Here is a 23,340-nt window from a genome sequence, read left to right on the forward strand (position 1 = left end):
AGGTTGGAGTGAGTCAAAAATACATTCTACGAAAGCAGAAATACATCAAATAAAAAATTATTCAAAGATATGGGGATAAATTATAGATCTAAATAAATTTCTTGGCGAACCTATTATACCTACATTAAATAGTTTGAAGTCTGAATTTCCGATTGTAGAATATTCGAAGGTAGAGGATGATGAGTTTATCAAATTACCTGAACAGGGTTTTTTCTGCAATCTACAGATAATACAAGTACTATATCTGATTATAGAATATATATTCAGCCTTCAGAACAATATTTTAGGCTAGAACAAAACATTAGTAACAAATATAGTAATATTTCTAATATAGAAGAATTGGAAAAATTGTTAGGTCAGCCAAGTAAGGCTATTCCTTCTATCAAGATACCAGGAATAAAACCAACTTTACCAGGATTTAAATTTATAGACGTTGGTGCTAACCTTATAGTTTATGCTCACTATGACAATTCTGGTGACCTAGTATATATTCATGTTGAGCAAGAACAGGTACTATAAAAAATATTTATATAAGGTATGATTTTTTTGATTGATTTAGTGTTATATCATAATGATTTGTAATAGTAGCTTATATAATCAATAGTAATGATGCAACTTCCAAAAGCTACTGTACTCTATGTATAGTAGCTTTTTTTTATTTTACTTTAACTGAACTGCTCCAGGATTATCGAAGACTTAATATGCTGAGTTATTACGACAATCCCTGAGTGGTTTATTATAGTTAAGACAGATAACGGTTTTATATATAAAACTGACAAAAATTCACGTGTCACTTCTGTTGAAGCAGATCTATCACTAGATACAAACGCTAGGAATGGTTACCAGCAAAGAGTTTCGGGACGTAAAGACAGATTAGATGATGATCATGGGGGTCATTTGATTGCCTCTATGTTCGGAGGTCCTGGAGAGGGTATAAATATCGTTGCTATGAACGCAAAATTTAACGGTTCTAGTGGAGAATGGTATAAGATGGAGCAAGTTTGGCAAAAAGCTTTAGATAGTGAGAAGAGTGTAAAAGTAAAGATTGAGCCAATATATTATGGGAATAGTAAACGTCCTTCAGAGTTTATTATCAGACAAGAAATTGATGGTATACCATTTACTCAAAAATTAAAAAATACCGCTACAGGGAAATGATATGAAAACAGATGATCAAATTATCTATCAAAAGCTAGGTGAGTTGCTGTGGTCGGTAATGTCTCCAAAAGACATTAATATTATTTTTAAAGGACGTATTTATTCTGATCATCAAGACTTTCAGTTGTTATGTGAAACAATCGAAGGTTGTAGATATATAGAAATAACAAATGATCTCTTCTTTGACTTAAGCAAGCTGATGGAAGATTTGAATACATGTTTAATTTTCGATAAAGAACCTTGGACGCAGTTTAAAATTATCTTAAATGAAGAAGGTAACTTTAAAATTAATTTTGCTTATATTTCTGAAGAAGAGAGTTGGCCTGGTTTATATATGAGGGCAATTAGCGATTTAGATCAGACTGAACTTGATGAATACAATATCCCATTAGAGGAATGGAAAAAATGTGTAAGTGCAAAAAACTAAACATATTTTAAGTTGTTTATATTCGTGATTTAGCGCTTAGGTTGGAGGAAGCTTGTAACACCTAGCATAATGACGACGCAAGATACTGAAGCACCTATTTACTCAAACACTAAGCTGTATTTGTTCTTATCAAAGGACCAAGCGAAAACCCAACCCTTAAAGAACAATAACCTATGACCTACATATTTCCAGCTCATTGAAAGACTCAAATGTAGAAGCCATGATTCTTAGATTTTTGCTTTGTGATATTTGTCAAATTGAAGCGTAGTACTGAGGTTTAACAGAGCTTGCGATACTCAAAAAATATCTAGATTAAACTAAAAGCTATGATGTATCCTGCATCATAGCTTTTTTTATTTTCCTTTAATAGCCACATTAACGTCGGCGGTACTACCACCTTTGACATTGGTAATGATGTCAGCTTCGATAGCAGTGAGCTTAATACCAAGCACCTTACGGGTGAAGTGGGCGGTGATCTGAAAGTGATCAGTCGTAAAGATACGGCCATTTATGAAGGTAAGCAAAGGAATCTAGGCGCTACTGTCGACGCTGACCTATTGGGTGCGGGCTCTAGCGTCTGCCTTAATGGCGGTAAAACTAACTTTAACTCAGACACGCGGCGATATACGGCGCAAGCAGGCTTCTGGTATAAACATAAAAATGAGTATCTTAAACTAAAGTTACAGAATGACTATTATAGATTTACCATAGATTTTGTAAATGATCCTCCAAGCGGAACGTTGATAAAAATTAGAAAGTAGTTCTTTGTAACCTTGTCACTAAGGTATTAGCTGAAAAACTAAAGATGGAATACTTAAAGCAGCCTTTAAACCAAATCCATCGGACATAAATTTAACACTGATTTGGAGTATTCCAATGTCAAATAGAAATATGAATACCTGTAAAGTTTGTGGTTATAGTAATTCTAATTTCTTTCCTTGGGGAGAAGAAGGTAAGTATCCAATGTTCGAGATTTGCCCCTGTTGTGGCATTGAGTCTGGATATGAGGATATTTCTTCAAGTTCAATCGCAATCAATAGAGAAAAATGGGTAGAATCTTCTAAATATAAATCTGATATAAGGTATAAAAATCAGCTTGAGAAAACATTTAATAACCACATTTAAAGTAATTGATAATTTACTATCATATATTAATGATAGTAAGGACTATTAGTTAGATATCAACTATTTTTAAATTTAGGCAAAGCTACGACTTTATATGACTCGTAGCTTTTTTTATTTTTTAAACTAAGACACCGCAACCTACGACAGTAATCAAAAGAATATAGGCTTTACCGCTGATATCGCTCTAGAGGGTGCAGGCTCAAGTCTATCGCTTAATGGTGGCAAGACCAATATCAATGCCGACTATAAAGCTATGGGTCAACAGTCGGGTCTATTTACAGGTATGTTTGCTACAACACAAGCAGATAGAGTAAAAATGTCAGCTACCGCTCCTAAAGAAATGTGGTATCAGACTTGTAGTGCTTCAACGGGAGGTCAATGTGAAAGTCGGCAGATTTGGTCATTAGATAATCTGACTCAAGATGAGTTGAATCTTATAAAGAAAGCTGACAATACGCTAACGCTATCTAACCCTGGTATTTTTAACGACAAAGAAGCCTCCTTAGCCAATGCCGCCAAACAGAACACCAATGATACTAATAAAGTAGGCGCTCTAGTCGTCATGAATCAGCCAACAGGTAAGTATGATGGCTGGTGGATACTATCCTCATTAACCTCAGAGTTGATGTATGCTGGATATGACAAGTTTAATGATACTTTAGGCGGCAGGCTGCCTCTAACTAATTCAGAAAAGCTCAATCAAGATATCTACCTTGACGCTATGGAAAAAGGTTTACAGATCGATACCAGTAATCACAGTCGAGGTGGACTAACCGGTAGCGTTGCTCTAAAAGACTTAAATAACAATCAGAATATTACAAATATTCCTATTCGCCAGTCGCGCTTTTATGGTACTGCCACTAACGTACAGGACTACGCTGATCAGCTTGCCAAAAATGGATATACTTATGTGGGTATAGACAAAGAGGGTAACGAGGTTGTTTATCAAAGCGGCGCTTATTCTGCGGTACACAAAGCGGATTTCGTCGGTCGTCCTCCGATAATATTAGGCGGTAATCCTGCGACAGGGGGCGAGTGTTGGGCATGTTATTCGCATAGTAGTTATTTTGCGGAGATACCATCTGAATTTCTTATGAATAGTCAGGGTCAGTATATTAATAATGCAGGTAGGGTTGTTACTGAAAGGCAGAAAGTAAGTAATCCACTTTATACAGATTTTACAGATAAATGGGGTATACCAATAGAGAATATCAACCCGTCAATTCCCGTTTTAGTTAAACCTAAACAAACTCAATCAGAAGGAGTTTATGATGAAAGTGCTTTTTAATATTATGACAGTAGTTTTCTGCTTAAGTCTTTCCGCTTGTAATTATGGTATTTTTGATTGGAATAATCAAAATATTGATAAAACTAGGGCTTATAAACTGACAGAAAAATGCCGCGTAGAGCAGGAGAATATTGCAAGAAATAAACTAGGTGCCAAATATAATGATGAGGTTGATATTGATATCTACATATTAAACATGTGTATTAAAAATCGTAATTATAAGTTTGAATCCGATCCTAAATATAGGCAATGAGAATAAGATGATTTCTAGAGTTATATATACTATATTCGCTTGTTATTTTATGACGGGTTGCAGTGGATTTTTAAACCCTGTAGCTCCTGGTTTCCTAGATTGGAATCAAGAGTACTTACAAGAGCAGAATGAGGCAGCTATTAACTCAGGGTACGTGTTTAATGGAACTGATGAACAGGCTGCAAAGATAGGTAGACAATGCGAAGTAAAATTTAAAGATATTAATTTATATAAGAAATGTCTACTAGAGAATGGGTATAAAAAAGCTAATTAAACATAGAAATTAATCAAAGGAAATCTATGATGAAAATGCTTTCTAATATTATGGTAGTCGTTTTCTGCTTAAGTCTGTCCGCTTGTAACTACGGTGTTTTTGATTGGAATTCACAACATTATGATAAGACTAGAGCTTATAAAGAAAAAAATGCTTGTGTCTCTTCTCAGCAAAATATTGCAAGAACAGCTTTAGGAGGCAACTATAGTAAGGCTATTGATGATGATATTTTTTATAAATGCTTAGATAAGTCATCTTATAAGTTTAAATCTGATCCTAAGTATAAGTAGGAATAAGGAGTTAGAATAAAATGAAGACCCTTATGACTATTAGTGCTTTATGCTTATTTCTTACAAGCTATCAATCTTGTCACTTTCTTGACTGGAGTTGTAGTGAGCCAAATCCCAAATGGTCTAATTCAGTTGATGAATGCCAATTAACCCAAACGCAAAAAGCTAAACAAATTTTATAAGGAAAATTCGTAATGAAAATAGTTAAGGTCACACTCATCTTTTTAATGTTAAATATGAGTGGCTGTGTTTTAAATGATTATTACCAACAAGACTGTGCAATTAGTGGAGACTACTACAAGCAACTACCATCGGATGAACAAAAGCGTTTAAATAAGAAGTGTGGCGGCGCACCGCAATGGAAACTGGTGAAATCAGTTAAATAATGAAGGTGTATATCATGAAACCCCGTATTAGCCCTGTTGTGTTTAGCAAGCAAGCGTAGGCTGATTGAAGCTTGTAATCTAAACCTCACCAACAACGCCCTGTTCCAATCAGACAATAACGTCATCATCACCGCCGCCCTTCAAACAAGCCGCTCACGCAGCACCAACAAAAGCTCAAGCACCGCGATTGGCGGTTTTGCAGATACTAGAGGTAGCGCCGGTATCACCGCCAGTGCCAGCAAAGGTAAAGGCTATGCCAACAGCGACTCAGTGACCTATGCCAACAGCCAAATCAACGTCGGCGGTACCACCACCTTTGACATTGGTAATGACGTCAATATCAAAGGCGGTGTGATTAATACCAATAAAGCCCAAGGCCAAATCCTTGGCGACGTCAACATCGAATCGCTACAAGACACGTCCACCTATGAAAGCGACCAGAAGAACATCGGCTTTAGCGCTGACATCGACATAGCAGGCGGTGGCGCAGGATCAAGCCTATCCGTCAATGGTGGTAAGACGGATATCAATGCCGACTATAAAGCCGTGGGTCAACAGTCGGGTCTCTTTACAGGCGACGGTGGCCTTAATGTGCTGGCTGACGGGAAAACCACCTTGATAGGTGGCGCTATAACGACAACAGAGAAAGCACTAGCAGCAGGACTCAACAACTATGTCAGTAAAGGCGGTATTACCACTCGAGATATAGAGAACACCAGTAGCTATGACGGAGATGCGATCTCTGTTGGCATCAGTCTTGGTATGACGGATAACAAACCTAAAGGCAATACTAATGGTTTGGGCTATGGCACTGATAGCGACAGTGATAGCAGTACCACCCGTGCAGGTATTACAGGTATCGCGGGTAACAGTGGCATCACTACTGACAATCGAGAGGAGTATGCAGGCGCACTTGAGAATGTGTTTGATGCCACAAGAGTGAACGAGGAGTTGGGGGCGCAGGTAGAGATTACTCAAGCCTTTGATCAAGAACGCCGTAAGATCAAAGTCGAGTTAAATAAAGATGAGCAAGACTTAAGAGATGCAGCAAAAGCGGCAGAAGCCGTTGGCGATATAAAGGCCAGAGACGAATACCTTGTTCAAGCGGACAAGGTCCAACAAAAGGCATTAATATTCGATGGTATTAGTAGTGCCTTATATGGTCCTAATAGCAATGGCGCAGTAGGCTATGTGGCTAAAGCGGTTAGTCCACAAATCGCCTATAAGATTGGTCAAGCGTTTAAAGAAAATGACTTTAAAAATAGAGAAAATAACAATACAGAACTAGCAGGTGAGGGCAGTCCAAAGCATCTATTAGCGCATACCATCTTAGGTGCAGCGGTAAGCTATGCCACAGGCAATGATGCCTTAACAGGGGGATTGTCAGCGGCTGCTGGAGAAGCCACCGCACCGTTATTGTCTAAATATCTGTATCAGACGGAAGACCTTAGTGACCCACTAAAAATTTATAGTAATACTAAACCCTCGAAAAATAATATAAAAATGATAAACCTATTCATTCAAGAGGCGAGTAAAAACTAATGGTAACTACAGTATATGATACAGACATACCCAGCAATCTGACAGACCTGCTAAAAAGTCTGATTGGTCGACGGCTAGTTAATATGGTTAGATTTAACTATAGAACTGAACAAGAACTTATCGAAGAATACTATATGGAGCCTGAAGAGTTCTTTTGTTGTTCACTCGGACCATTTTTATTTTATTTTGAAGATGGATTGGTCGTCGGTGGTTCTAGTAACCCAAGTAGGAATACTGTTTTGATGTGGATTGAAAGAAATGAAAACGGTGATCATACTGAATGGCTACAAGAAGAAGATGAGCAAGCAATACCTTTTTATGCCAAAGACTTTGATGACTGGAAAATCTATTTAAACCAGGTGGTCAAGTCAGTGACCATAATTAAAGAGATAGCTGACAGTAGCAGTAGAATATTGGATCTACCCAATGAAAGAGGCGTGCTGATTGAGTTTGAAAATGGTACAGGACTTATTATGTCACATGGATTAAATGACAACTCTGATGACACCACACTTGCAAAACCTGATGGGATAGATCCTGATTTTGAGGGCCATTTAGAGTATATACCAGTTATTTAGCGCCTGAATTTCTTGAAACTAATTACCAAGTGTGACCTTAAACCATCATTCAATATGATGGTTTTTTATTAAGATAATTGAGGTGTTCTAAAATAGATTATACAAATTAGTCTCGTCAAGAGAAGAGTTTGGTGATAAGTGTGACTATCGCCCTGTGGTCGCTAAAAAAACCACCCCAAATGTACCCATCTATGAAGTACAAATACAGCATGACAGTGGTCTAACAGAAACCTTTGGCACAACAGAGGAGCATCCTTTTTATGTAGATGGCATCGGCTGGCAAAAAGCGTCTGTGCTAGAAGCAGGAATGAAGTTGCTTGATAAGCAAGGTGAGCCAACTGCTAAAGTCATCAGTCAACAGCTCAAAGACACCACAGAGACCGTCTATAATTTTGAAGTACATGAATTTAGTACTTACCATATCGGTGAGCTTGGTGTTTGGGTTCACAATGCGGATTGTTGTGATTTCACTGACAACTGGGGTGCCATTGAACCAAAATTCAAAGCAGCAGGTTGGGTTGATTCAAAAACAAACAAGGTCAGATATTTAGATCCATTTGACGGTAAACTAAAGAACTTTCCTGATGATGTAAAACCATCTGTAGATCATGTATTACCAAGAGCTGAAGCTAAAAAAATAGCTGGTAATAAACTCACCACTGCTGAGTTAAATGCCATTGTTAATGCGCCTGAGAATCTTATGCCATTACCGAAGCATCTCAACTCATCGAAAGGAAAAAAGGTGGAATACTCAAATGGCGGTTGGGTAGAGTATGGCAATAAAGGTCAGCCCATACCGATTAACTCAACGTATAAGAAAACCATTGAAAGAATTCAAATAAAGGTACGCCAAGATATAGCCGATGCTATTAAATTAAAAGAAGGCAAATAGAATGAATACTCATATTTTAAACGAGTTTGATGAAATATATCATGATCTAAGTAATCTTAGTGCAGATAACATCTATTATAAAAATAGAATCAGCTCTGTAGGACTTGATCGGTTTCGTCACGACCCATTAAATTTTACAGACGATAAACCTAAAGAACAGAGTTTTCATGAGTATTTTTTTAGACCTTTTAAAAATACCCAACCTGAAACTTATAAAGTCTTATCAGAGGTTACGGAAGAATTTTTCTACGGAATTGAGAGATCGTCTATTCCAGAAATACTTTCTGATGCCACAGCGTTTGGCATCAATATAAATGGCATTATAGTGTATTTAGACTACTCACCCTATATCGCTAATAATGCCGATAAAAATGAATATAACTTCCCCACAGAGATTATTCAATCTTGGTTATGGCGCAGTGCAGGATGGTATGTTCCTGAAGATGCCAGCTATGGCTCACCTACAATGGCAAGTGGACTCCCATCAACTGATAATCCTCCTCTCGGTTCAATTTGCCCAGATATTGAAGGAAAGAGTAAAAAAGCTCGTGAAAAAGTAGCCTTTTTAGAAGATAAATTTGCTCAACCGTTTCTAGTAGACTATGAAGATGATGACAGTTATGACACTCATTTTCAGCTTCGGGCATTAATTGACACCAGATTTAACCAATTAAAGCAACATAAAAATTACCAGCTATTCTCTATCACCAATCATAAAAACAAAGGGATGTATATCATACAAGATCAAGATGTCTACAGTATTCAAAAACTAGTTAATCCAGCAGAAGCGATAGATCGTTATGCCGCGCACTTACTCTCAAGACAAGCGGGAGAGTTTGATTTTTTAAAGTTCGCTGAAGACTTTAGCTCCTAGGTTAGATATAGTTTGTAACACCCTAAAATCCATATCATTCAACTTAAAGCTACCATACGCTATGTATCGTAGCTTTTTTTATTTAGCAATGCCAACACTCAAATCAACGTCGGCGGTACTACCACCTTTGACATTGGTAATGATGTGAATATCAAAGGCGGGGTCATCAACACCAATAAAGCCCAAGGCCAAATCCTTGGCGACGTCAACATAGAATCGCTACAAGATACTGCAACCTACGACAGTAATCAAAAGAATATCGGCTTTACCGCTGATATCGCTTTAGAAGGCGCAGGCTCAAGTCTATCGCTTAGTGGTGGCAAGACCAATATCAATGCCGACTATAAAGCTGTGGGTCAGCAGTCGGGTATCTTTACAGGGGATGGTGGCTTTGATCTAGAAGTTGGCGGTAAAACTACTTTAATTGGTGGCGCGATTACCACCACTGATGCAGCACTAGCAGCAGGACTGAACAACTATGTCAGTAAAGGCGGTATTACCACTCGAGATATAGAGAACACCAGTAGCCATAAGGGCAGTGCAATACAAGTTGGCATCAGTCTTGGTATGACGGATAACAAGCCTCAAGGCAATACTAATGGTTTGGGCTATGGCACGGATGGGGATAGTGACAGTAGCACCACTAGTGCTAGCAAAGGTAAAGGGTTTGCTAACAGCGACTCATTTCTGATTAGACCACCTGCCTGAATAACCTGCCACACGCTGCCTAGTATTAGCAAACATCAAAACCGCCAGCCCACAAGCACCCGCCCAAGCCAGCAACATCGACACTAGTGTATGGCTGAAGAAATGATCGCCAATACTCATCTTATAGAGCCCCATAATCCAGCCTATGATAATGACCGCTATGATAATTTTGCGGCGCTGTGGTCGCCAGTGGGGCAGATACGCCAAACCAAATAAAGAGAACCCAGCACTAGCATGAGCTGCCGGAAAGCATTTCTGCGGGGTCTGTGCCAGAATATTTTGCCAAATCGTCAAATAGGGCAGGTCGCCATTAAAGACGGCCAAGTGATTGGGACAGCTGACATGGGTCATGCTTTTGAGCAGGGCAATAGTGGAGGGGACTACTATCAGGGTTAAAAGTAAGTAGCCCAATTCACGAGAGCTCATACGGGTCAACAGTGGAGGCCAACCTAGCCTAGTAGTGTGGGTCTCTGGCAAGTGGCAAGTAGCAAAGCTATGTTGCCAATAGCGATAGGCCAAGGTAAGCATTAACAGCAGTCCCAACAGTATTAAGAAACCTTTGGGTAAATCGTAAAAAATAAAGGCATACGGTTGCGTGCCTTTAGCTAAGAGCCATTGACCATCACTATAAAATAACTGACTAATAGAGATGTCTAATTGGCTGTGTTCAAAGAGTAAGGTGGCGAGGCCAGCTAGTAGAAGTAAGACATAACACGGGATCATCTGCGCTTTAATCATAGCAGGTATAGGCTCATTTGCTAGGCTATCCTACAATAGGGCTCGCCAACTGCTATTGAGCATAAAGCGTCGCCCGTTAAGATAGTGTGAAGCTCCGGCTGTCCTAAAAAATGAGTTAACCTGCTTTTATTTAGTCAAGTAGCCTATATTTATAATAGCCTCTATCATAATCGTTATAATGAGCCGCTTTGATGCTGCCTTAACGTCTTCTTAACACCCTACTTGTTATCGTGGCGCATGATTATTACTTTGCCTGCTAAGAAGTCCGCCATGCTAAAAAGATTGCCCGTCTTGCTCCGTAACTCGCTAATCCATCCGCAACTGCTGATTTTATTAAGTGCTATATTTTTAGTGGCTACCGCTAACCTCAGTTTCTATAAACAAGTGCTCGCGGTCTATCCCTTAAGCCAGAATATAGGCTTTATCCTATCGTTAGTTGGCTTGTTATTCGGGTTGATGTGGCTGATATTACAGTTATTGTGTTATCGACCGACCATCAAGGTTGTGTTGATTGCCATGGTATTGATTGCGGCAGTGTGTGGGTATTTTACCGATGCTTATGGCACTATATTTGATAGTAATATGTTGGTAAATACGCTACAGACGGATCATGCTGAAGCTATGGATTTGCTCGCGCCTGAGTTTATTATTCGGCTGCTATTGCTAGGCATCTTACCCGCCTTTATCATTGCGAAGCTACATTTAAAGCCGCTAACGTTAAAGCAGGCGTTAGTACAAAAAATAGCGGCATTACTGTTGGCTCTAGCAGTGATAGCGGTCAGTTTGCTACCTTTTGGTGACCAATATGCTAGTTTCTTTCGTCAGCATAAAGCCGTACGTTACTATGCCAATCCTATTACCCCGATTTATTCTGCGATTAAATTAGGCACAGACACTATCCATGATTGGCGACGTCCCGAAGGTATGATTGCTCATGCGACGGATGCCAAGCGTTTGGACGCTACTAGTAATAATGCCAGCGCCACAACTGCTAGCAAACCTAAATTAATGGTGTTTGTGGTTGGAGAGACGGCTCGAGCCGATCATATTGGCCTCAATGGATATGCTCGGGATACCACGCCGTTGTTAGCAAAACAACAAGATATCTATAGTTTTAAAGACGTGCAATCCTGTGGCACGTCCACCGCTTATTCGGTCCCGTGTATGTTTAGTTATATGGATCGCGATAATTACGATATGGACGCGGCTGAATATAACGAAAATGTCTTAGATACTTTGAGTAAGCAAGGGGTCAACGTCATCTGGCGCGATAACAACTCTAGCTCAAAAGGGGTAGCCGATAGGGTGAATTATGAAGACTATAAGAGCGATAAGCTAAACCCAGAATGCGATGAAGAGTGCCGAGATATTGGTATGCTGGCGGGGCTGGATAAAGTCATTCAAGCGCCAAAAGATACGCTACTGGTGCTGCACCAGATGGGCAATCATGGCCCCGCTTACTATAAGCGCTATCCCAAAGCGTTTACGGTCTTTAAACCGGTTTGTATGAGCAATGAGCTGTCAAAATGTGATCAGCAAAGCGTCATTAATGGCTATGATAACGCCATCCGTTATACCGATTATTTTCTTAATAGCGTGATTGAGACCCTTAAGACCTATCAAAAAGACTATGATGTGGTGATGGTGTATGTGAGTGACCACGGTGAGAGTTTAGGCGAAAATAACGTCTATCTGCATGGCTTGCCGTATAGTGTGGCACCACAAGCCCAGAAGCATGTGCCGGCGATCATCTGGTCACCGTCTGGTAATAATATCGATGCCAACAGTATAGCGAGCCAGCTGAAGCAACCAGTATCGCATGATTATATTACCCCGACGCTGCTGCAGTTTTTTAACATCACTACGCAAGAGACTGCTGGTAAGCCTAGCTTTTTTAAAATGCAGTAGCTGTCTTTTAAGGTATAGCTGTCTTTTAACGGGCAGTAGTAGTTTTAAGGTGCATTAGCCAATTTTCAAAGGGTAGCAATTTTTAAAGCATAGCAATAGCCAAGCGGCAAACGGAGCTAGCCGCTTCATTGAGAGTACAGCATGTATAAAATTTTAATTATCGAAGACAATCCGGATATCGTGGCTAATATCTATGCTTTTTTTGAGCCAAAAGGCTTTGAGATGGATAATGCCCATAATGGCATTAGCGGCTTGGCGCTGGCCTCGAGCAATCGCTACGATGTCATTTTATTAGATGTCATGCTGCCGGGGATGGAGGGGACCAAACTGTGTCAGACGCTGCGTGAAAAATGGCATGATAAGACCCCTATTTTAATGCTGACCGCGCGCGATACTATCTCGGATAAAGTAGCGGGCTTCGATAGCGGAGCCGATGATTATTTGGTCAAACCTTTCTCACTGGTGGAGTTAGAGGCGCGCATTAGAGCTTTAATACGTCGCCATCAAGAGGAGTATTTTGCCCAGACCCTTAGCGTCGCTAGCTTAACCATGAATATCGCGACTCACAGCGTCTCACGAGAGGGGCAAGTATTAAAATTAACCCCGACGGGTTTTAAAATCTTACAGGCTTTGATGACTGCCTCGCCACGGGTGGTCAGTAAAGCGGAGTTAGAGGAGCGCGTCTGGGGCGATGATATCCCCAGCAGTGATGCGCTACGGACCCATCTGCACAGCGTCCGTCAACAGCTGGACAAACCCTTTGCAAGTCCTATGCTGATGACCTTGCCCGGGGTAGGCTATCAACTTGTGCCTGCCTAAGAGAGCGCTATGAGAGACAATACTTCCATCGCCAATAAGCTGCGCCGCTCCTACTTTATTTTTGCGGTGCTATTGTGCGCGGCCTTTGTGAGCATTTTTGTTGCCGCAGAGATCAAGGTTGAGCGCGCGCTCGTAGAAAGCCGCTTGCTACAGCAGTTGCAGCTCAGCCAAGCGCAACATGGGGTACAGGATATCTATGTGGCGGAACCGGGGATTAAAATTTATCGCTTTGAGGTAGCGCCAGCAGATCTACAAAAAGAGGTGACGACCACCGTGCAAGAAAAGCCGGTGATGGCAGAGGGCCATGAGACTTCCCTGCATTTTTTTACTTATCAGCAACAGCAGCAACGCTATATTCTGACTTATCTTGAAGATACCAATCTGGCACCGGAAAACTATCCGGTGTTGGCTATTTTTGAGTACTTTGAAGATATCTTTGATAAAGCGCTATTGGCTGCGATAGTGCTGAGCCTATTGGTGGCTATTCTCTTTTCTTATTTATCATCCAAACAAATTATCAAACCGCTGCTAGATTTAAAATCAGCCGTAGAGAGCGACCATCAAAATTTGACTCAGCTCACGCACTTACCGTCTGAAGTCGGGGTGCTGGCGCGGGCAATTGCGGATAAAAACCACGAGCTGGCATATTATCTAAAGCGCGAGCAGTTATTTACCGGTGATGTGAGTCATGAGCTGCGTACCCCGTTAACGATTATCATGGGGGCCTCAGAGGTGTTGGCTGCACAACTGCCCTCGGACAGCCGCTTACTCACCTTTGCAGAGCGCATTAATACGACCGCCAAAGAAACCTCAGAAATTATCAGCGCCTTATTATTGTTATCTCGCGCACCAGAAAAGTTGGATGCGCCGCTAACCTCGATTAGTACAATAGCGAATGCTGAAGTAGAGCGCTTGTCATATCTGCTGCGTCATAAGTCCGTCACTTGTCAGGTGAGCGCTAAGCAAGACTATACGGCTTATGTGCGCCCGGAATTGCTAAAGATGGCTTTGGGCAATCTAATTAAAAATGCCTTTCAATATACCGATGAGGGGCAAGTCACGGTCATTATCGACGCCGATAAAATTGCCGTTAGCGATACGGGTTTAGGCATACCTAGCGAGATGGTCTCCGTGCTGTACGAGCGATTTACTCGTCTTGAGCATAGTACTACGGCGTCCTCACTCAACCGTGATGATAGTCAGCACCTTGCCGATGAGTCCAATAGTATGGGGATGGGGTTAGGTCTCAGTATTGTGCAGCGTATTATGACCCACCTAGACTGGCGTTTAACCCACGAGGCCAATAGCGCTGGTGGCAGTACTTTTATTATTCACTATAACTCGCAGCCACCTGCACAGACTGACTGCATTACCTAACCGCACTGGTTAACTGCACTGGCTAATGAGTAGCTAGATTGATTAGCATAAACTATAGTCACATCTGTTGATCGAGCACGTTAGCTTGTCACAATGGTAGCAGGTACTTAGCCTGCTAAGAGCCCCATTTTTTAGTCCCATGATTTAAATGAGAACACGCCCTAGGCATAGCTGCGACAATGGATTATAATCTCTTGAAACATTCATTTTAAATATATCTTTATCTATAGCAGTCAATAGCGAGGCCAAGATGTTGCAGCTGCAATCGCCCAGTGAACGCCCAAGCTCACCCCATCCTATCCTAAACCTGTCTTTCCGTATTTTCTTCACGGGAGGGGGGATATTTGCCATTATCACGATGCTGCTGTGGGTCTTTGTCTTTATGGGTAAGACCAATATTGATGCTGTGACGATTAACCCTTTTTATTGGCACAGCCATGAGATGCTCTATGGCTATACTTTAGCGATTATCGCAGGGTTTTTGCTCACCGCGGTTAAGACTTGGACGGGGATGATGATGCCTTATGGCTATCGGCTATTAGGAATTTTCTCTTGCTGGGCGGTCGCACGCATAGGTTGGGTCATGGTCGGGCTAGGGGTAGGTAACCCGTTGTTATGGTTGGCTATAGCAGCTATCGCTGACTTGGCCTTTATGAGTTGGACCGCCTTAGTTATCACAAAAGCTGTGCTCGCGGTCAAACAGTATAAACAGATGGGTATCATCACTAAGCTGACGCTACTCACGCTCGGTAATGCATTGTGCTACTGGGGTATTTATAGCGGCGACCCTGATTTCGTGCGTATAGGTATCTATCTGGGTTTATACCTCATTATCGCTATTGTGTTGACGATTGGTCGGCGGGTGGTGCCGTTCTTTATCGAGCGTGGTATCAGTTTTGATGGCTCAGAAAAGGTGCAGGTCAAAAATAGTAAGGCTCTGGATGTTTTGAGCCTAGTGATGTTTTTGGTATTTATGATTGTCGATATCTTTTATCCCAATAAATACTTGCTCAGTATAAGTGCGGCTGGCGTGGCGCTAGTGAATAGTGTGCGCTTACTAGGTTGGTATCACCGTGGTATCTGGCAAAAGCCACTATTATGGTCGTTATTCTTAGCCTTTGTTGGCATGTGTATCAGCTTCGTGCTATTCGCGGTACAGCCTTGGTTGGGCTTTAGCCACAGTCTTGCTGTGCATGCGCTGACCATTTCCGGCGTGGGCATGATGACCGTGGCGATGATGTCGCGCGTCTCTTTAGGCCATACGGGTCGCAGTATCCATCAGCCCCCTAAAATGGTCGTGCCTATCTTATTATTACTGGTCTGTGTCTTTATCTTCCGGGTGCTGCTGCCGTTGGTGGCTATGGACTACTACACCGTTTGGTTAATGATTGCGCAGACTGCCTGGATACTTTGTTTTACGCTATTTTGTGTGACCTATGTGCCTATTTTAGCCGCGCCAAGACCGGATAAGCTGTTTGGTTAAATGGCTGGAATTAACGGATAAGCAGGGCTGAAGCGGTTAACTTAAGCCCGTACGGAATAAACTGCCCACCACGACAAACGAGACGGCTAACAAGGTCACAGTGACAATATGGACGGCAAACCAGTTTAGAGTTTGATCGCGCAAGGTAGGTATGACGCGGAAGCGGGCGTGTAGCGCTACGAGCACGGTGGTGAGTAGTAGCGCTAATTTAAGGGCAATGAGCTTACTAATATCGTTATCTAGCGCAAACCAATTGTGCCAATCGGGCAATAGGCGCTGTGCCATCCACAGTCCCGTAGCGATCTGGAGGATTAAAGCAGGCATACCCACTTTTTCAAACTGCTGCTCAAATTGATGTAAAGCTTCGATATTACGGGTTATTAATACTTTTGGTAAGACGGCTAAGGTGAGAATTAGATGCCCGCCAGTCCAAATAGTAGCGCCCAATAGATGCGCGATTAAAACGTGATTTAGCATAGGATAACCATCTCATTCAATGCTAGCAGTAGGGATTTAATTATAGCATTTATTGCGATTTCTCTAACTTATTTACTCCCCTTATTTAAAAGATTTCTACTCTTTAAATCCGATGGAAATAAAGGATTACTATGCGCTTAACCAATTATAGCGACTATGCTTTACGCACTCTAATGTATCTGGCGGTGATGCCAGAGGATGCCGACTTAGCGACGATTCAAGATATTGCGGACGGCTATCAAATTTCTAAAAGTCATTTGACCAAAATTATTCATCAACTGGCACAATTGGGGTATATCGAGAGTATTCGCGGCAAGAATGGTGGGATACGTCTAGCTAGGCGGCCAGAGCAGATAAATCTTGGAGAGGTGTTGCGGTATACCGAGCCTGATTTTGCTACTGTCCCGTGTTTTGTAGACGCGCGACCAGCGAATAATAAGCTGGAGCCCACTATAGAAAAAGACAATAAAGCAGCCCAGGTATCGTGTATGATTCAACCTAGCTGCTTGTTAAAGAACGTATTTTATGAGGCAACACAAGCTTTTATTGCCGTCATGGACTCGTATACATTGGCGGATATTACTCGAAACGGAGATAAATTATGGGCGCTATTACGGTAAAGAGTACTTGGGCAACTAGCAAAATTTTACTGGCCAGTACGGCCGTGGCGTGCTTAGGTTTGGTAGGCTGCAGCAATAACACAGCCACTGATACTAATGCTAGCTCTGAGACGGCGGCAGTAGAGAGCGAAACGCCCACTGAAGCCCCTGCTAAAACCTCGACCACCACGACTACAGATAATAATAAATCAGAAGCAGGCCCTAGTATCCGTATTGCTGCTGCAGCGAATTTAGCCGATGTCTTGCCAAAGATTATCGACAGTTATAAGGCGGACAATAACCTGCCTAATCAAGAGATTGAGGTGACCTTTGGCTCTTCAGGCAAGCTCTATGCTCAAGCCGTTGCTGGTGCGCCCTACGATCTCTTCCTATCGGCCAACCAAACTTATGCGGAAAAGCTAGCTAGTGAGCTTAAGTCAGTCGACCCCGCCCATAAACCCTTTACTTATGCGCGTGGTCAGTTGGCATTGTATAGCGTTACAAAGCCAGTTGAGTCCTTGGATAAGCTGACTTTGACAGCGCTATTGCAGCAGCAGCCTAACAGTAAAATCGCTATTGCCAATCCAGAGTTGGCCCCTTATGGCGAGTCGGCCAAAGCATTCTTACAAGCGCAGAACCTTTATGACGGCCTGATGGCTGAGAAACGCATTATTCAAGGCGAAAATATCGGGCAGACTTTCCAATATGCCCACACGGGGAATGTCGACTACGGCTTTGTAGCGCAATCCCAAGTCACCGGGGTGAATGCAAAGCCGCAGCAGTTTTACACGCTACCAGCAGACAGTTATCCCGCTATTTTGCAGGACGGGCTAGTGATTAGCGCGGCGCCTGTGGCAACAGATTTCGCTAATTATCTACAGTCAGCAGCCGGTCAACAGCATTTCTCTAAAGCTGGCTATTTAGCGGTCTCAGCGCAATAAGGCTTAGCGAGTGATAAGCCGATTTTAATAGTTCGTTCAAGCTAGGCCGCTCTTGATAAATAGCTAGCGCCTGCTGGATTCGTTGGCAGTTCGCTAGCGACTCAAGTAGACTATAGCTACTCCCGATAACTATTGATGTGATGATGGCACAAACGCCTGTTTTATTAGATATGTTGGCCCCAGTTTGGCTCAGTATCAAGCTCGCAGGGGCCACGACCTTGTGCTTGCTGCTGTTTGCCACACCGCTAGCTTATTGGTTGGCCAAGCCGGAACGCCGTCGCGTTATCTCCCGCCTAAAAGTTGTGCTAATGGGGCTGATTGCTATGCCCCTAGTGCTGCCACCAACCGTCATTGGTTTTTACCTACTGCTATTGCTCAGTCCAAATTCTACTGTCGGCAGCTGGTTAGTGGCGCATGATATCGGAGCCTTGGCGTTTACCTTTAAAGGCATTGTCATTGCGTCTATTATCTACGCTATGCCTTTTTATGTGCAGCCGGTCTACGCACAGTTTTTGCGCATCTCTCCCAACGTTATGGAAGCGGCACGGCTATTAGAAGACAGTCGTCTCAGGCGTTTTTTTAAAATAGCGTTACCGCAGGCGCGGGTAGGCATTGTGCTCGGCAGCTTGATTAGCTTTGCCCATACGATTGGTGAGTTTGGGGTGGTATTGATGATTGGCGGTAGTATCGCTGGGGAGACTAAAGTGGTCTCCATTGCCATTTATGAGCAAGTCGAAGCGCTGAATTATGACGCTGCGCATATGATGTCAGCGGTGCTCATATTACTGGGTATGCTGATGGTGGGCTTGATTGCGAGCGTTAATAAATTTGGTCAACGCTCATAACAGCTAGTAGATTGCTTAAATAATTTTATTAGCAAAAAGCTATCGTAGTTCTTTAGCCCTAACCACCAGCAATAGGGCGCATAAAGGCCACGCTATCACCATCCTTTAAAGTATCTGACCAATTAGCCAGCTGCTCATTAATAATCACTTCTAAATCCTGATGACCACAATCAAAGTCATACTCACGACTGAGCATTTCATAAAGCTAAGGTAGGGTAGTCTGTGGCGTTAAAGTCACTTTCTCTTGCTCACGCCCTGCTTTGTCCGCCAAACGCGCATAATATAATACTGTCACTGCCATAGTTTGCTCCATTACACCCTCTCTTATCTTTGTCCGTGAGTCTCTATTTAGCGTTTTATTACAGCCGCCTGCGCTGCGACCATTTGCATGGCGCTTTATTGTAGCCTGCTAAACGGCATAAAAAAAACGACTGTGAACAATAATAGTCGTCCTATTATCCCTCACAATCGTTATAAAGACTAAGCCGCTAAATTAATTAAGGGTTAAATTAATCAAGGGCTAAATCAATACTGGTCAATGACGCCATTATGCTGTTTTTAGGCTCATTTTTGGACCAAACGGTTCGTAATGTACGGAATCGACGCCATGGTCTAAGGCAATTAAGCCATCAATCATATTGTCCATAAACGCCATTGAGCCACAGACGTATACATCAGCGGGCATAGGTAAGCCTTTTAACCAGTTTTCATCCAATAGCGTGCCGTCTTCAAAATAAAAGAAGTGTTTTTGCACTTTTTCCGCTTGCGCCAGTAAGGCATCGGTACGGTCGGCAAAAGCGTGATGGTCGGCATTCTGGCAAGCATAAGCCCAGATGATAGGACGCTCTGGATTGGCTTTAACTTGCGCCTCCAACATTGCCAACATAGGGGTCACGCCCACACCAGCACTGATTAATACTAGTGGAATCTCGTTTTGATTGACCAGCTTAGGCTCTAACATAAAGTCACCGGCAGGGGCAGACAGCAATATAGTATCGCCGACTTCGACTTGATCATGCATGTGGTTAGACACGACACCTTCATGGCCGTTACGATTGTCGCGACGTACCGCAAACTGGATGCCTTTCTCGGTACTGTTTGAGCACAGAGAGTAATGACGTAGCGCTAAATGAGCCGTATCTTCAGGGTCTGTTTTTACGGTGACGTATTGGCCAGCGGTAAGGGTCAATTTGCTTAAGTCGATATCTTGGTTGGCATCGACCGGTACAACGGTAAAGGCGGCCACATCGGTACCGGTGATTTCTTTATCGACCACTTTGAATGATGCAAAACCATCCCACATTGCTGCGTCGTACATGCCTTTTTCGACTTGGATAAAGACCCCAGCGATATCGCCATAAGCTTCAGCCCACGCATCAATAATATCGTCGTTTGCAGCATCGCCTAAGACTTCTTTAATCGCTCCCAAAATATGCTTACCTACGATAGGGTAATGGTCGGGATGAATCTGTAGCGCGCGGTGCTTATGGGCAATTTGCGTGACTTCGGGTAGCAGGGCTTCTAACTTATCTAAATGTTTTGCAGCGGCCAATACAGTAGACGCTAACGCAGACTGTTGGCGGCCCAATTTTTGATTGGTCTCGTTAAAGATGTCCAGCAGCTCAGGGTGCTCGGCAAACATATTTTGATAAAATATTTTGGTAATTTGATTGCCGTGTTCTTCTAGAAAAGGCACAGTAGATTTAACGATTTCGATAGTGCGTGGGCTGGCCATAAGGGGCTCCTATTGACTGGCATTAATGGTATGAGACGCGGTGCTCATGATGAGGATATACGGACTAAATGTGGGACAATTAAATAAACGCAGCATGATAAAGGCAGCATGGATACATAGTGAATTTTTCACTACCGTTATTGGCGTTAGGGGATAGAGAGCTGGCTTAACCGACGACGCCAAAAACCAAAAAACCGCTTTCTGGTGATTTACCAAAAGCGGTCCTTTATACGCTCTGTTTAGACTGACAATTTTATCAAATCAAAGAGATTATTTCGGGCGGTTTTTTGTTGTGGTAAGTTACTCAACTTTGTATACGGACTATAAGGTTAACTTACTGACCGCTCTTTTATTGACCGTCCGCTTAGGAGTAGTGATTTTAGATTTTCTACTGCGAATTTTGTTATAATTGCCCCTATATTATTGACCATCCAGTCCTTCAAAGTCCTACAATTTAGAGCCCTTCTATGACTATTAGCCCCAATTCTGCTACGACTCTTGCCGACCTATTTAATCCGCAACCTAGCTCTGTTAATGCCAATCAGCAAGAAAGCCTTCAAAATGATGCGCAAGATACTGCCGACTTATACCCTATGGCAGACTTAGAAGATGATAATTTAGACGCTGAGGATGAAAGTGAGATTGAGAGTGAGAGTGAGGCGGCGACGGTCGAGCATAAAGGAACTGAGTCGACACGCTTTCGTAAGCTGCAAAAAAAGCTACGTAAACAGGTGTCTTGGGCGATTCGTGACTTCAATATGATTGAAGATGGCGACGTGATTATGGTGTGTGTATCGGGCGGTAAGGACAGCTATACCTTACTCGATATCTTGTTATGTTTAAAGCGTATTGCCCCCATTAACTTCGAAGTGGTCGCGGTGAATCTAGATCAAAAACAACCGGGTTATCCCGAAGATATCCTGCCAAATTACTTAAACGAGCAGGGCATTCCGCATTATATTCTAGAAAAAGATACTTATAGCATCGTGAAAAGTGTGGTGCCAGAAGGCAAGACGTATTGCTCAGCGTGTTCGCGCCTGCGCCGCGGCTCACTATATGGCTTTGCCAAGCAAATTGGGGCGACGAAAATTGCGCTAGGTCACCATCGTGACGATATTTTGGCCACGTTCTTTTTAAACCTATTTCATGGCGGCACCCTAAAAGCCATGCCACCGAAGCTATTGAGCGATGACAAACAGAATATCTTGATTCGACCGCTAGCTTATGTCGAAGAAAAAGACATCATTAAATACGCGCGTTATAAAGAGTTCCCGATTATTCCGTGCAATCTATGCGGCAGTCAGACCAACTTACAGCGTGCCATTATTAATGACATGTTGCGAGAATGGGATGATGCGCACCCACAGCGTCTCGCCTCAATTTTTAAAGCGATGCAAAATATAGCGCCGTCACAATTGGCCGATCGAGAGCTGTTTGACTTTGAAGGTCTGACCTTAGACCGTGATGATGAAGAGCGGGTCTTTGAAGGGGATAATATTCAGTCGGGTCAGACCGATAGCTTGGCTGAGTTGGGCCTACCAACCCAGCCTGATGTGCAGACTTTTAATCCGAAATATGCACCATCCACTAAGAAAAACGGTGCAGACACCGCAAGCAGCAAAAAGATCCCGACGATTAACCCAGTGTTATAGATTAGACCAGTGCTATAGGGCGTCTTTATCGCGTAGTTATAAAAGGTTGGTTTTAAAACAAGCCAATACTTGAGCCATAAAAAAACCTCATCACGAGTGCAGCATGGTGAGGCTTTTTTATGGGGATTAAAAAATTAAGGGGCTAGACCTACTTAACCTTCTTAACTTTTGGGTCAGGCTCATCAAAAGAGGTGAGCGGGTTAAAGGTGATTTCACTTCTAGGCAGCAGGGCGACATCGCGCAAGCGCCAGTTAGGTTGGGCCTCATTACTAATTTCGATGTAATACTTCGATTTGGTCTCGCTAAGCTTGACGTTTGCCGTATATTCATTGGCCTGTTGATGCTGCAAGATAGCATCCCGATCTTGTTTGATATCCGTAGCATGCGAGATAGACAGCTTTAATGTATCGGGATAAGTTAATGGCGTACCATCATTGAGTTTACCGTCTTTTAGGCTTTGCGCAGAGTAGTTGAGATAGAACACCACTTGGCCGGTGTCCTTAAACTGCATTTTGCCATGCAGCTCTAAATCATGCGCCAATTTATCGCGTGAGACATCTTGGTACAGGGTCTTGCCATCCATATACCAATCATCACGGACCACACTGTCTTTGATGACAAAAGAATAATACACCAACCAAATGCACGCCAACACTACGAAGGTGGGCATACCGATGACAAAAATAACCACCATGTAGTTTTTATACCAAGGCTGGCGGTCCTGATGTTTAAAATTAGGGTTGGAATTAGGCAATGGCGATGACATAAACGACCTGTGAGGCAAAAAAGGAACCGGAAAAACCTATTATACGAGTCGTGTCTCTAAGTTATGCTTAAAGAAGGTGACTACTATAGGTCATATTAGGAGTGGCTATCACCGCAAGGTCAGCAATCAGCCTTGCAGCTAGAGCCATTGTACTGAGTCTTGCGGCCAATAAATAGATCAATAAGTGACGCTTATTAAGCCCCTC

The 23,340-nt window shown here is 42.5% G+C and carries 26 protein-coding genes and 2 pseudogenes; 22 read left to right on the top strand and 6 right to left on the bottom strand.

The window, feature by feature from the left end; all coding sequences use genetic code 11:
* Positions 1-762 precede the first annotated feature (762 nt).
* The 14 genes and pseudogenes from ACZ2XM_RS00800 to ACZ2XM_RS00865 form a co-directional block, all read left to right on the top strand.
* Positions 763-1,158 carry a DNA/RNA non-specific endonuclease gene (locus ACZ2XM_RS00800; protein ID WP_490610519.1) on the top strand — a complete coding sequence of 132 codons (396 nt, stop codon included), beginning with the start codon at positions 763-765 and terminating at the stop codon, positions 1,156-1,158.
* Position 1,159: 1 nt separating this feature from the next.
* Complete coding sequence (locus tag ACZ2XM_RS00805) at positions 1,160-1,585, top strand: immunity protein YezG family protein (RefSeq protein ID WP_490588055.1); 426 nt, start codon at positions 1,160-1,162, stop codon at positions 1,583-1,585.
* A gap of 404 nt (positions 1,586-1,989) precedes the next feature.
* Positions 1,990-2,346, top strand: coding sequence for a hemagglutinin repeat-containing protein (locus ACZ2XM_RS00810; RefSeq protein ID WP_490610520.1), 357 nt, complete (start codon positions 1,990-1,992; stop codon positions 2,344-2,346).
* A gap of 115 nt (positions 2,347-2,461) precedes the next feature.
* On the top strand, positions 2,462-2,710 hold the full coding sequence (locus ACZ2XM_RS00815) for a hypothetical protein (RefSeq protein ID WP_490588054.1): 249 nt from the start codon (positions 2,462-2,464) through the stop codon (positions 2,708-2,710).
* A gap of 253 nt (positions 2,711-2,963) precedes the next feature.
* Positions 2,964-3,998 (top strand): hypothetical protein, encoded by a 1,035-nt coding sequence (locus ACZ2XM_RS00820; RefSeq protein WP_490588053.1) that lies wholly within the window; start codon positions 2,964-2,966, stop codon positions 3,996-3,998.
* Positions 3,982-4,251, top strand: a complete 270-nt coding sequence (locus ACZ2XM_RS00825; protein WP_490588052.1) for a hypothetical protein — start codon at positions 3,982-3,984, stop codon at positions 4,249-4,251. The genes ACZ2XM_RS00820 and ACZ2XM_RS00825 overlap by 17 nt, the downstream gene beginning before the upstream one ends.
* Before the next feature lie 7 nt (positions 4,252-4,258).
* Positions 4,259-4,525 carry a hypothetical protein gene (locus ACZ2XM_RS00830; RefSeq protein WP_490588051.1) on the top strand — a complete coding sequence of 89 codons (267 nt, stop codon included), beginning with the start codon at positions 4,259-4,261 and terminating at the stop codon, positions 4,523-4,525.
* Positions 4,526-4,554: 29 nt separating this feature from the next.
* Positions 4,555-4,815, top strand: coding sequence for a hypothetical protein (locus ACZ2XM_RS00835; RefSeq protein WP_490588050.1), 261 nt, complete (start codon positions 4,555-4,557; stop codon positions 4,813-4,815).
* A 194-nt stretch (positions 4,816-5,009) separates the two neighbouring features.
* A complete protein-coding gene (locus tag ACZ2XM_RS00840; protein ID WP_490588049.1) occupies positions 5,010-5,201 on the top strand; it encodes a hypothetical protein in 192 nt (63 codons plus the stop codon).
* Between the two features lie 36 nt (positions 5,202-5,237).
* Positions 5,238-6,743, top strand: coding sequence for a hemagglutinin repeat-containing protein (locus ACZ2XM_RS00845; RefSeq protein ID WP_490588048.1), 1,506 nt, complete (start codon positions 5,238-5,240; stop codon positions 6,741-6,743).
* 134 nt (positions 6,744-6,877) lie between these two features.
* Entirely contained in the window at positions 6,878-7,321 is a 444-nt protein-coding gene (locus ACZ2XM_RS00850) for a hypothetical protein (protein ID WP_490588047.1), read from the top strand.
* 127 nt (positions 7,322-7,448) lie between these two features.
* Positions 7,449-8,213: pseudogene (locus ACZ2XM_RS00855) on the top strand (polymorphic toxin-type HINT domain-containing protein); the annotation flags it as partial.
* Between the two features lies 1 nt (position 8,214).
* Positions 8,215-9,087, top strand: coding sequence for a hypothetical protein (locus ACZ2XM_RS00860; RefSeq protein ID WP_490588046.1), 873 nt, complete (start codon positions 8,215-8,217; stop codon positions 9,085-9,087).
* Between the two features lie 96 nt (positions 9,088-9,183).
* Positions 9,184-9,795 (top strand): annotated as a pseudogene (locus ACZ2XM_RS00865) (hemagglutinin repeat-containing protein); the annotation flags it as partial.
* Here ACZ2XM_RS00865 and ACZ2XM_RS00870 read toward each other — a convergent pair.
* Positions 9,769-10,533 carry a PAP2 family lipid A phosphatase gene (locus ACZ2XM_RS00870; protein WP_490588045.1) on the bottom strand — a complete coding sequence of 255 codons (765 nt, stop codon included), beginning with the start codon at positions 10,531-10,533 and terminating at the stop codon, positions 9,769-9,771. The pseudogene ACZ2XM_RS00865 and the gene ACZ2XM_RS00870 overlap by 27 nt on opposite strands.
* Positions 10,534-10,770: 237 nt before the next feature.
* Here ACZ2XM_RS00870 and ACZ2XM_RS00875 point away from each other — a divergent pair, with 237 nt between their 5' ends.
* The 4 genes from ACZ2XM_RS00875 (at position 10,771) to ACZ2XM_RS00890 (ending at position 16,120) form a co-directional block, all read left to right on the top strand.
* Positions 10,771-12,441 (top strand): phosphoethanolamine transferase, encoded by a 1,671-nt coding sequence (locus ACZ2XM_RS00875; protein WP_490588044.1) that lies wholly within the window; start codon positions 10,771-10,773, stop codon positions 12,439-12,441.
* Positions 12,442-12,582: 141 nt separating this feature from the next.
* Complete coding sequence (locus ACZ2XM_RS00880; RefSeq protein ID WP_490588043.1) at positions 12,583-13,260, top strand: response regulator transcription factor; 678 nt, start codon at positions 12,583-12,585, stop codon at positions 13,258-13,260.
* 9 nt (positions 13,261-13,269) lie between these two features.
* Entirely contained in the window at positions 13,270-14,637 is a 1,368-nt protein-coding gene (locus tag ACZ2XM_RS00885; RefSeq protein ID WP_490588042.1) for a sensor histidine kinase, read from the top strand.
* 250 nt (positions 14,638-14,887) lie between these two features.
* On the top strand, positions 14,888-16,120 hold the full coding sequence (locus ACZ2XM_RS00890) for an NnrS family protein (RefSeq protein ID WP_490588041.1): 1,233 nt from the start codon (positions 14,888-14,890) through the stop codon (positions 16,118-16,120).
* Positions 16,121-16,156: 36 nt separating this feature from the next.
* Here ACZ2XM_RS00890 and ACZ2XM_RS00895 read toward each other — a convergent pair whose 3' ends face one another.
* Positions 16,157-16,597 carry a CopD family protein gene (locus tag ACZ2XM_RS00895; RefSeq protein ID WP_490588040.1) on the bottom strand — a complete coding sequence of 147 codons (441 nt, stop codon included), beginning with the start codon at positions 16,595-16,597 and terminating at the stop codon, positions 16,157-16,159.
* A gap of 131 nt (positions 16,598-16,728) precedes the next feature.
* On the opposite strand from ACZ2XM_RS00895, the gene ACZ2XM_RS00900 reads away from it, so the two are divergent.
* From ACZ2XM_RS00900 to modB, 3 genes are all read left to right on the top strand, one after another.
* Positions 16,729-17,217 carry an Rrf2 family transcriptional regulator gene (locus ACZ2XM_RS00900; protein WP_490588039.1) on the top strand — a complete coding sequence of 163 codons (489 nt, stop codon included), beginning with the start codon at positions 16,729-16,731 and terminating at the stop codon, positions 17,215-17,217.
* Complete coding sequence (gene modA / locus ACZ2XM_RS00905; RefSeq protein WP_490588038.1) at positions 17,199-18,137, top strand: molybdate ABC transporter substrate-binding protein; 939 nt, start codon at positions 17,199-17,201, stop codon at positions 18,135-18,137. Before ACZ2XM_RS00900 ends, modA begins: the two co-directional genes overlap by 19 nt.
* A 143-nt stretch (positions 18,138-18,280) precedes the next feature.
* A complete protein-coding gene (gene modB, locus ACZ2XM_RS00910; protein WP_490588037.1) occupies positions 18,281-18,982 on the top strand; it encodes a molybdate ABC transporter permease subunit in 702 nt (233 codons plus the stop codon).
* Positions 18,983-19,040: 58 nt separating this feature from the next.
* Here modB and ACZ2XM_RS00915 read toward each other — a convergent pair whose 3' ends face one another.
* The 3 genes from ACZ2XM_RS00915 to ACZ2XM_RS00925 all read right to left on the bottom strand — a co-directional run bounded on the left by ACZ2XM_RS00915 (position 19,041) and on the right by ACZ2XM_RS00925 (position 20,717).
* The gene (locus ACZ2XM_RS00915) at positions 19,041-19,178 is read right to left on the bottom strand and encodes a MoaD/ThiS family protein (RefSeq protein WP_490588036.1); all 138 of its coding nucleotides are present in this window, start codon (positions 19,176-19,178) and stop codon (positions 19,041-19,043) included.
* A 9-nt stretch (positions 19,179-19,187) separates the two neighbouring features.
* Positions 19,188-19,283 (bottom strand): ubiquitin family protein, encoded by a 96-nt coding sequence (locus tag ACZ2XM_RS00920; RefSeq protein ID WP_490588035.1) that lies wholly within the window; start codon positions 19,281-19,283, stop codon positions 19,188-19,190.
* A gap of 246 nt (positions 19,284-19,529) precedes the next feature.
* Complete coding sequence (locus tag ACZ2XM_RS00925) at positions 19,530-20,717, bottom strand: globin domain-containing protein (RefSeq protein WP_490588034.1); 1,188 nt, start codon at positions 20,715-20,717, stop codon at positions 19,530-19,532.
* A gap of 593 nt (positions 20,718-21,310) precedes the next feature.
* Between ACZ2XM_RS00925 and ttcA the strand changes: the two genes are divergently transcribed.
* Positions 21,311-22,369, top strand: a complete 1,059-nt coding sequence (ttcA, locus tag ACZ2XM_RS00930; protein ID WP_490588196.1) for a tRNA 2-thiocytidine(32) synthetase TtcA — start codon at positions 21,311-21,313, stop codon at positions 22,367-22,369.
* Positions 22,370-22,517: 148 nt separating this feature from the next.
* On the opposite strand, the gene ACZ2XM_RS00935 is transcribed toward ttcA, so the two are convergent.
* Complete coding sequence (locus tag ACZ2XM_RS00935) at positions 22,518-23,135, bottom strand: FixH family protein (protein WP_490588033.1); 618 nt, start codon at positions 23,133-23,135, stop codon at positions 22,518-22,520.
* Positions 23,136-23,340: the final 205 nt, after the last annotated feature.

The sequence above is a fragment of the Psychrobacter sp. CoH-33_TS_01 genome (assembly GCF_058189395.1).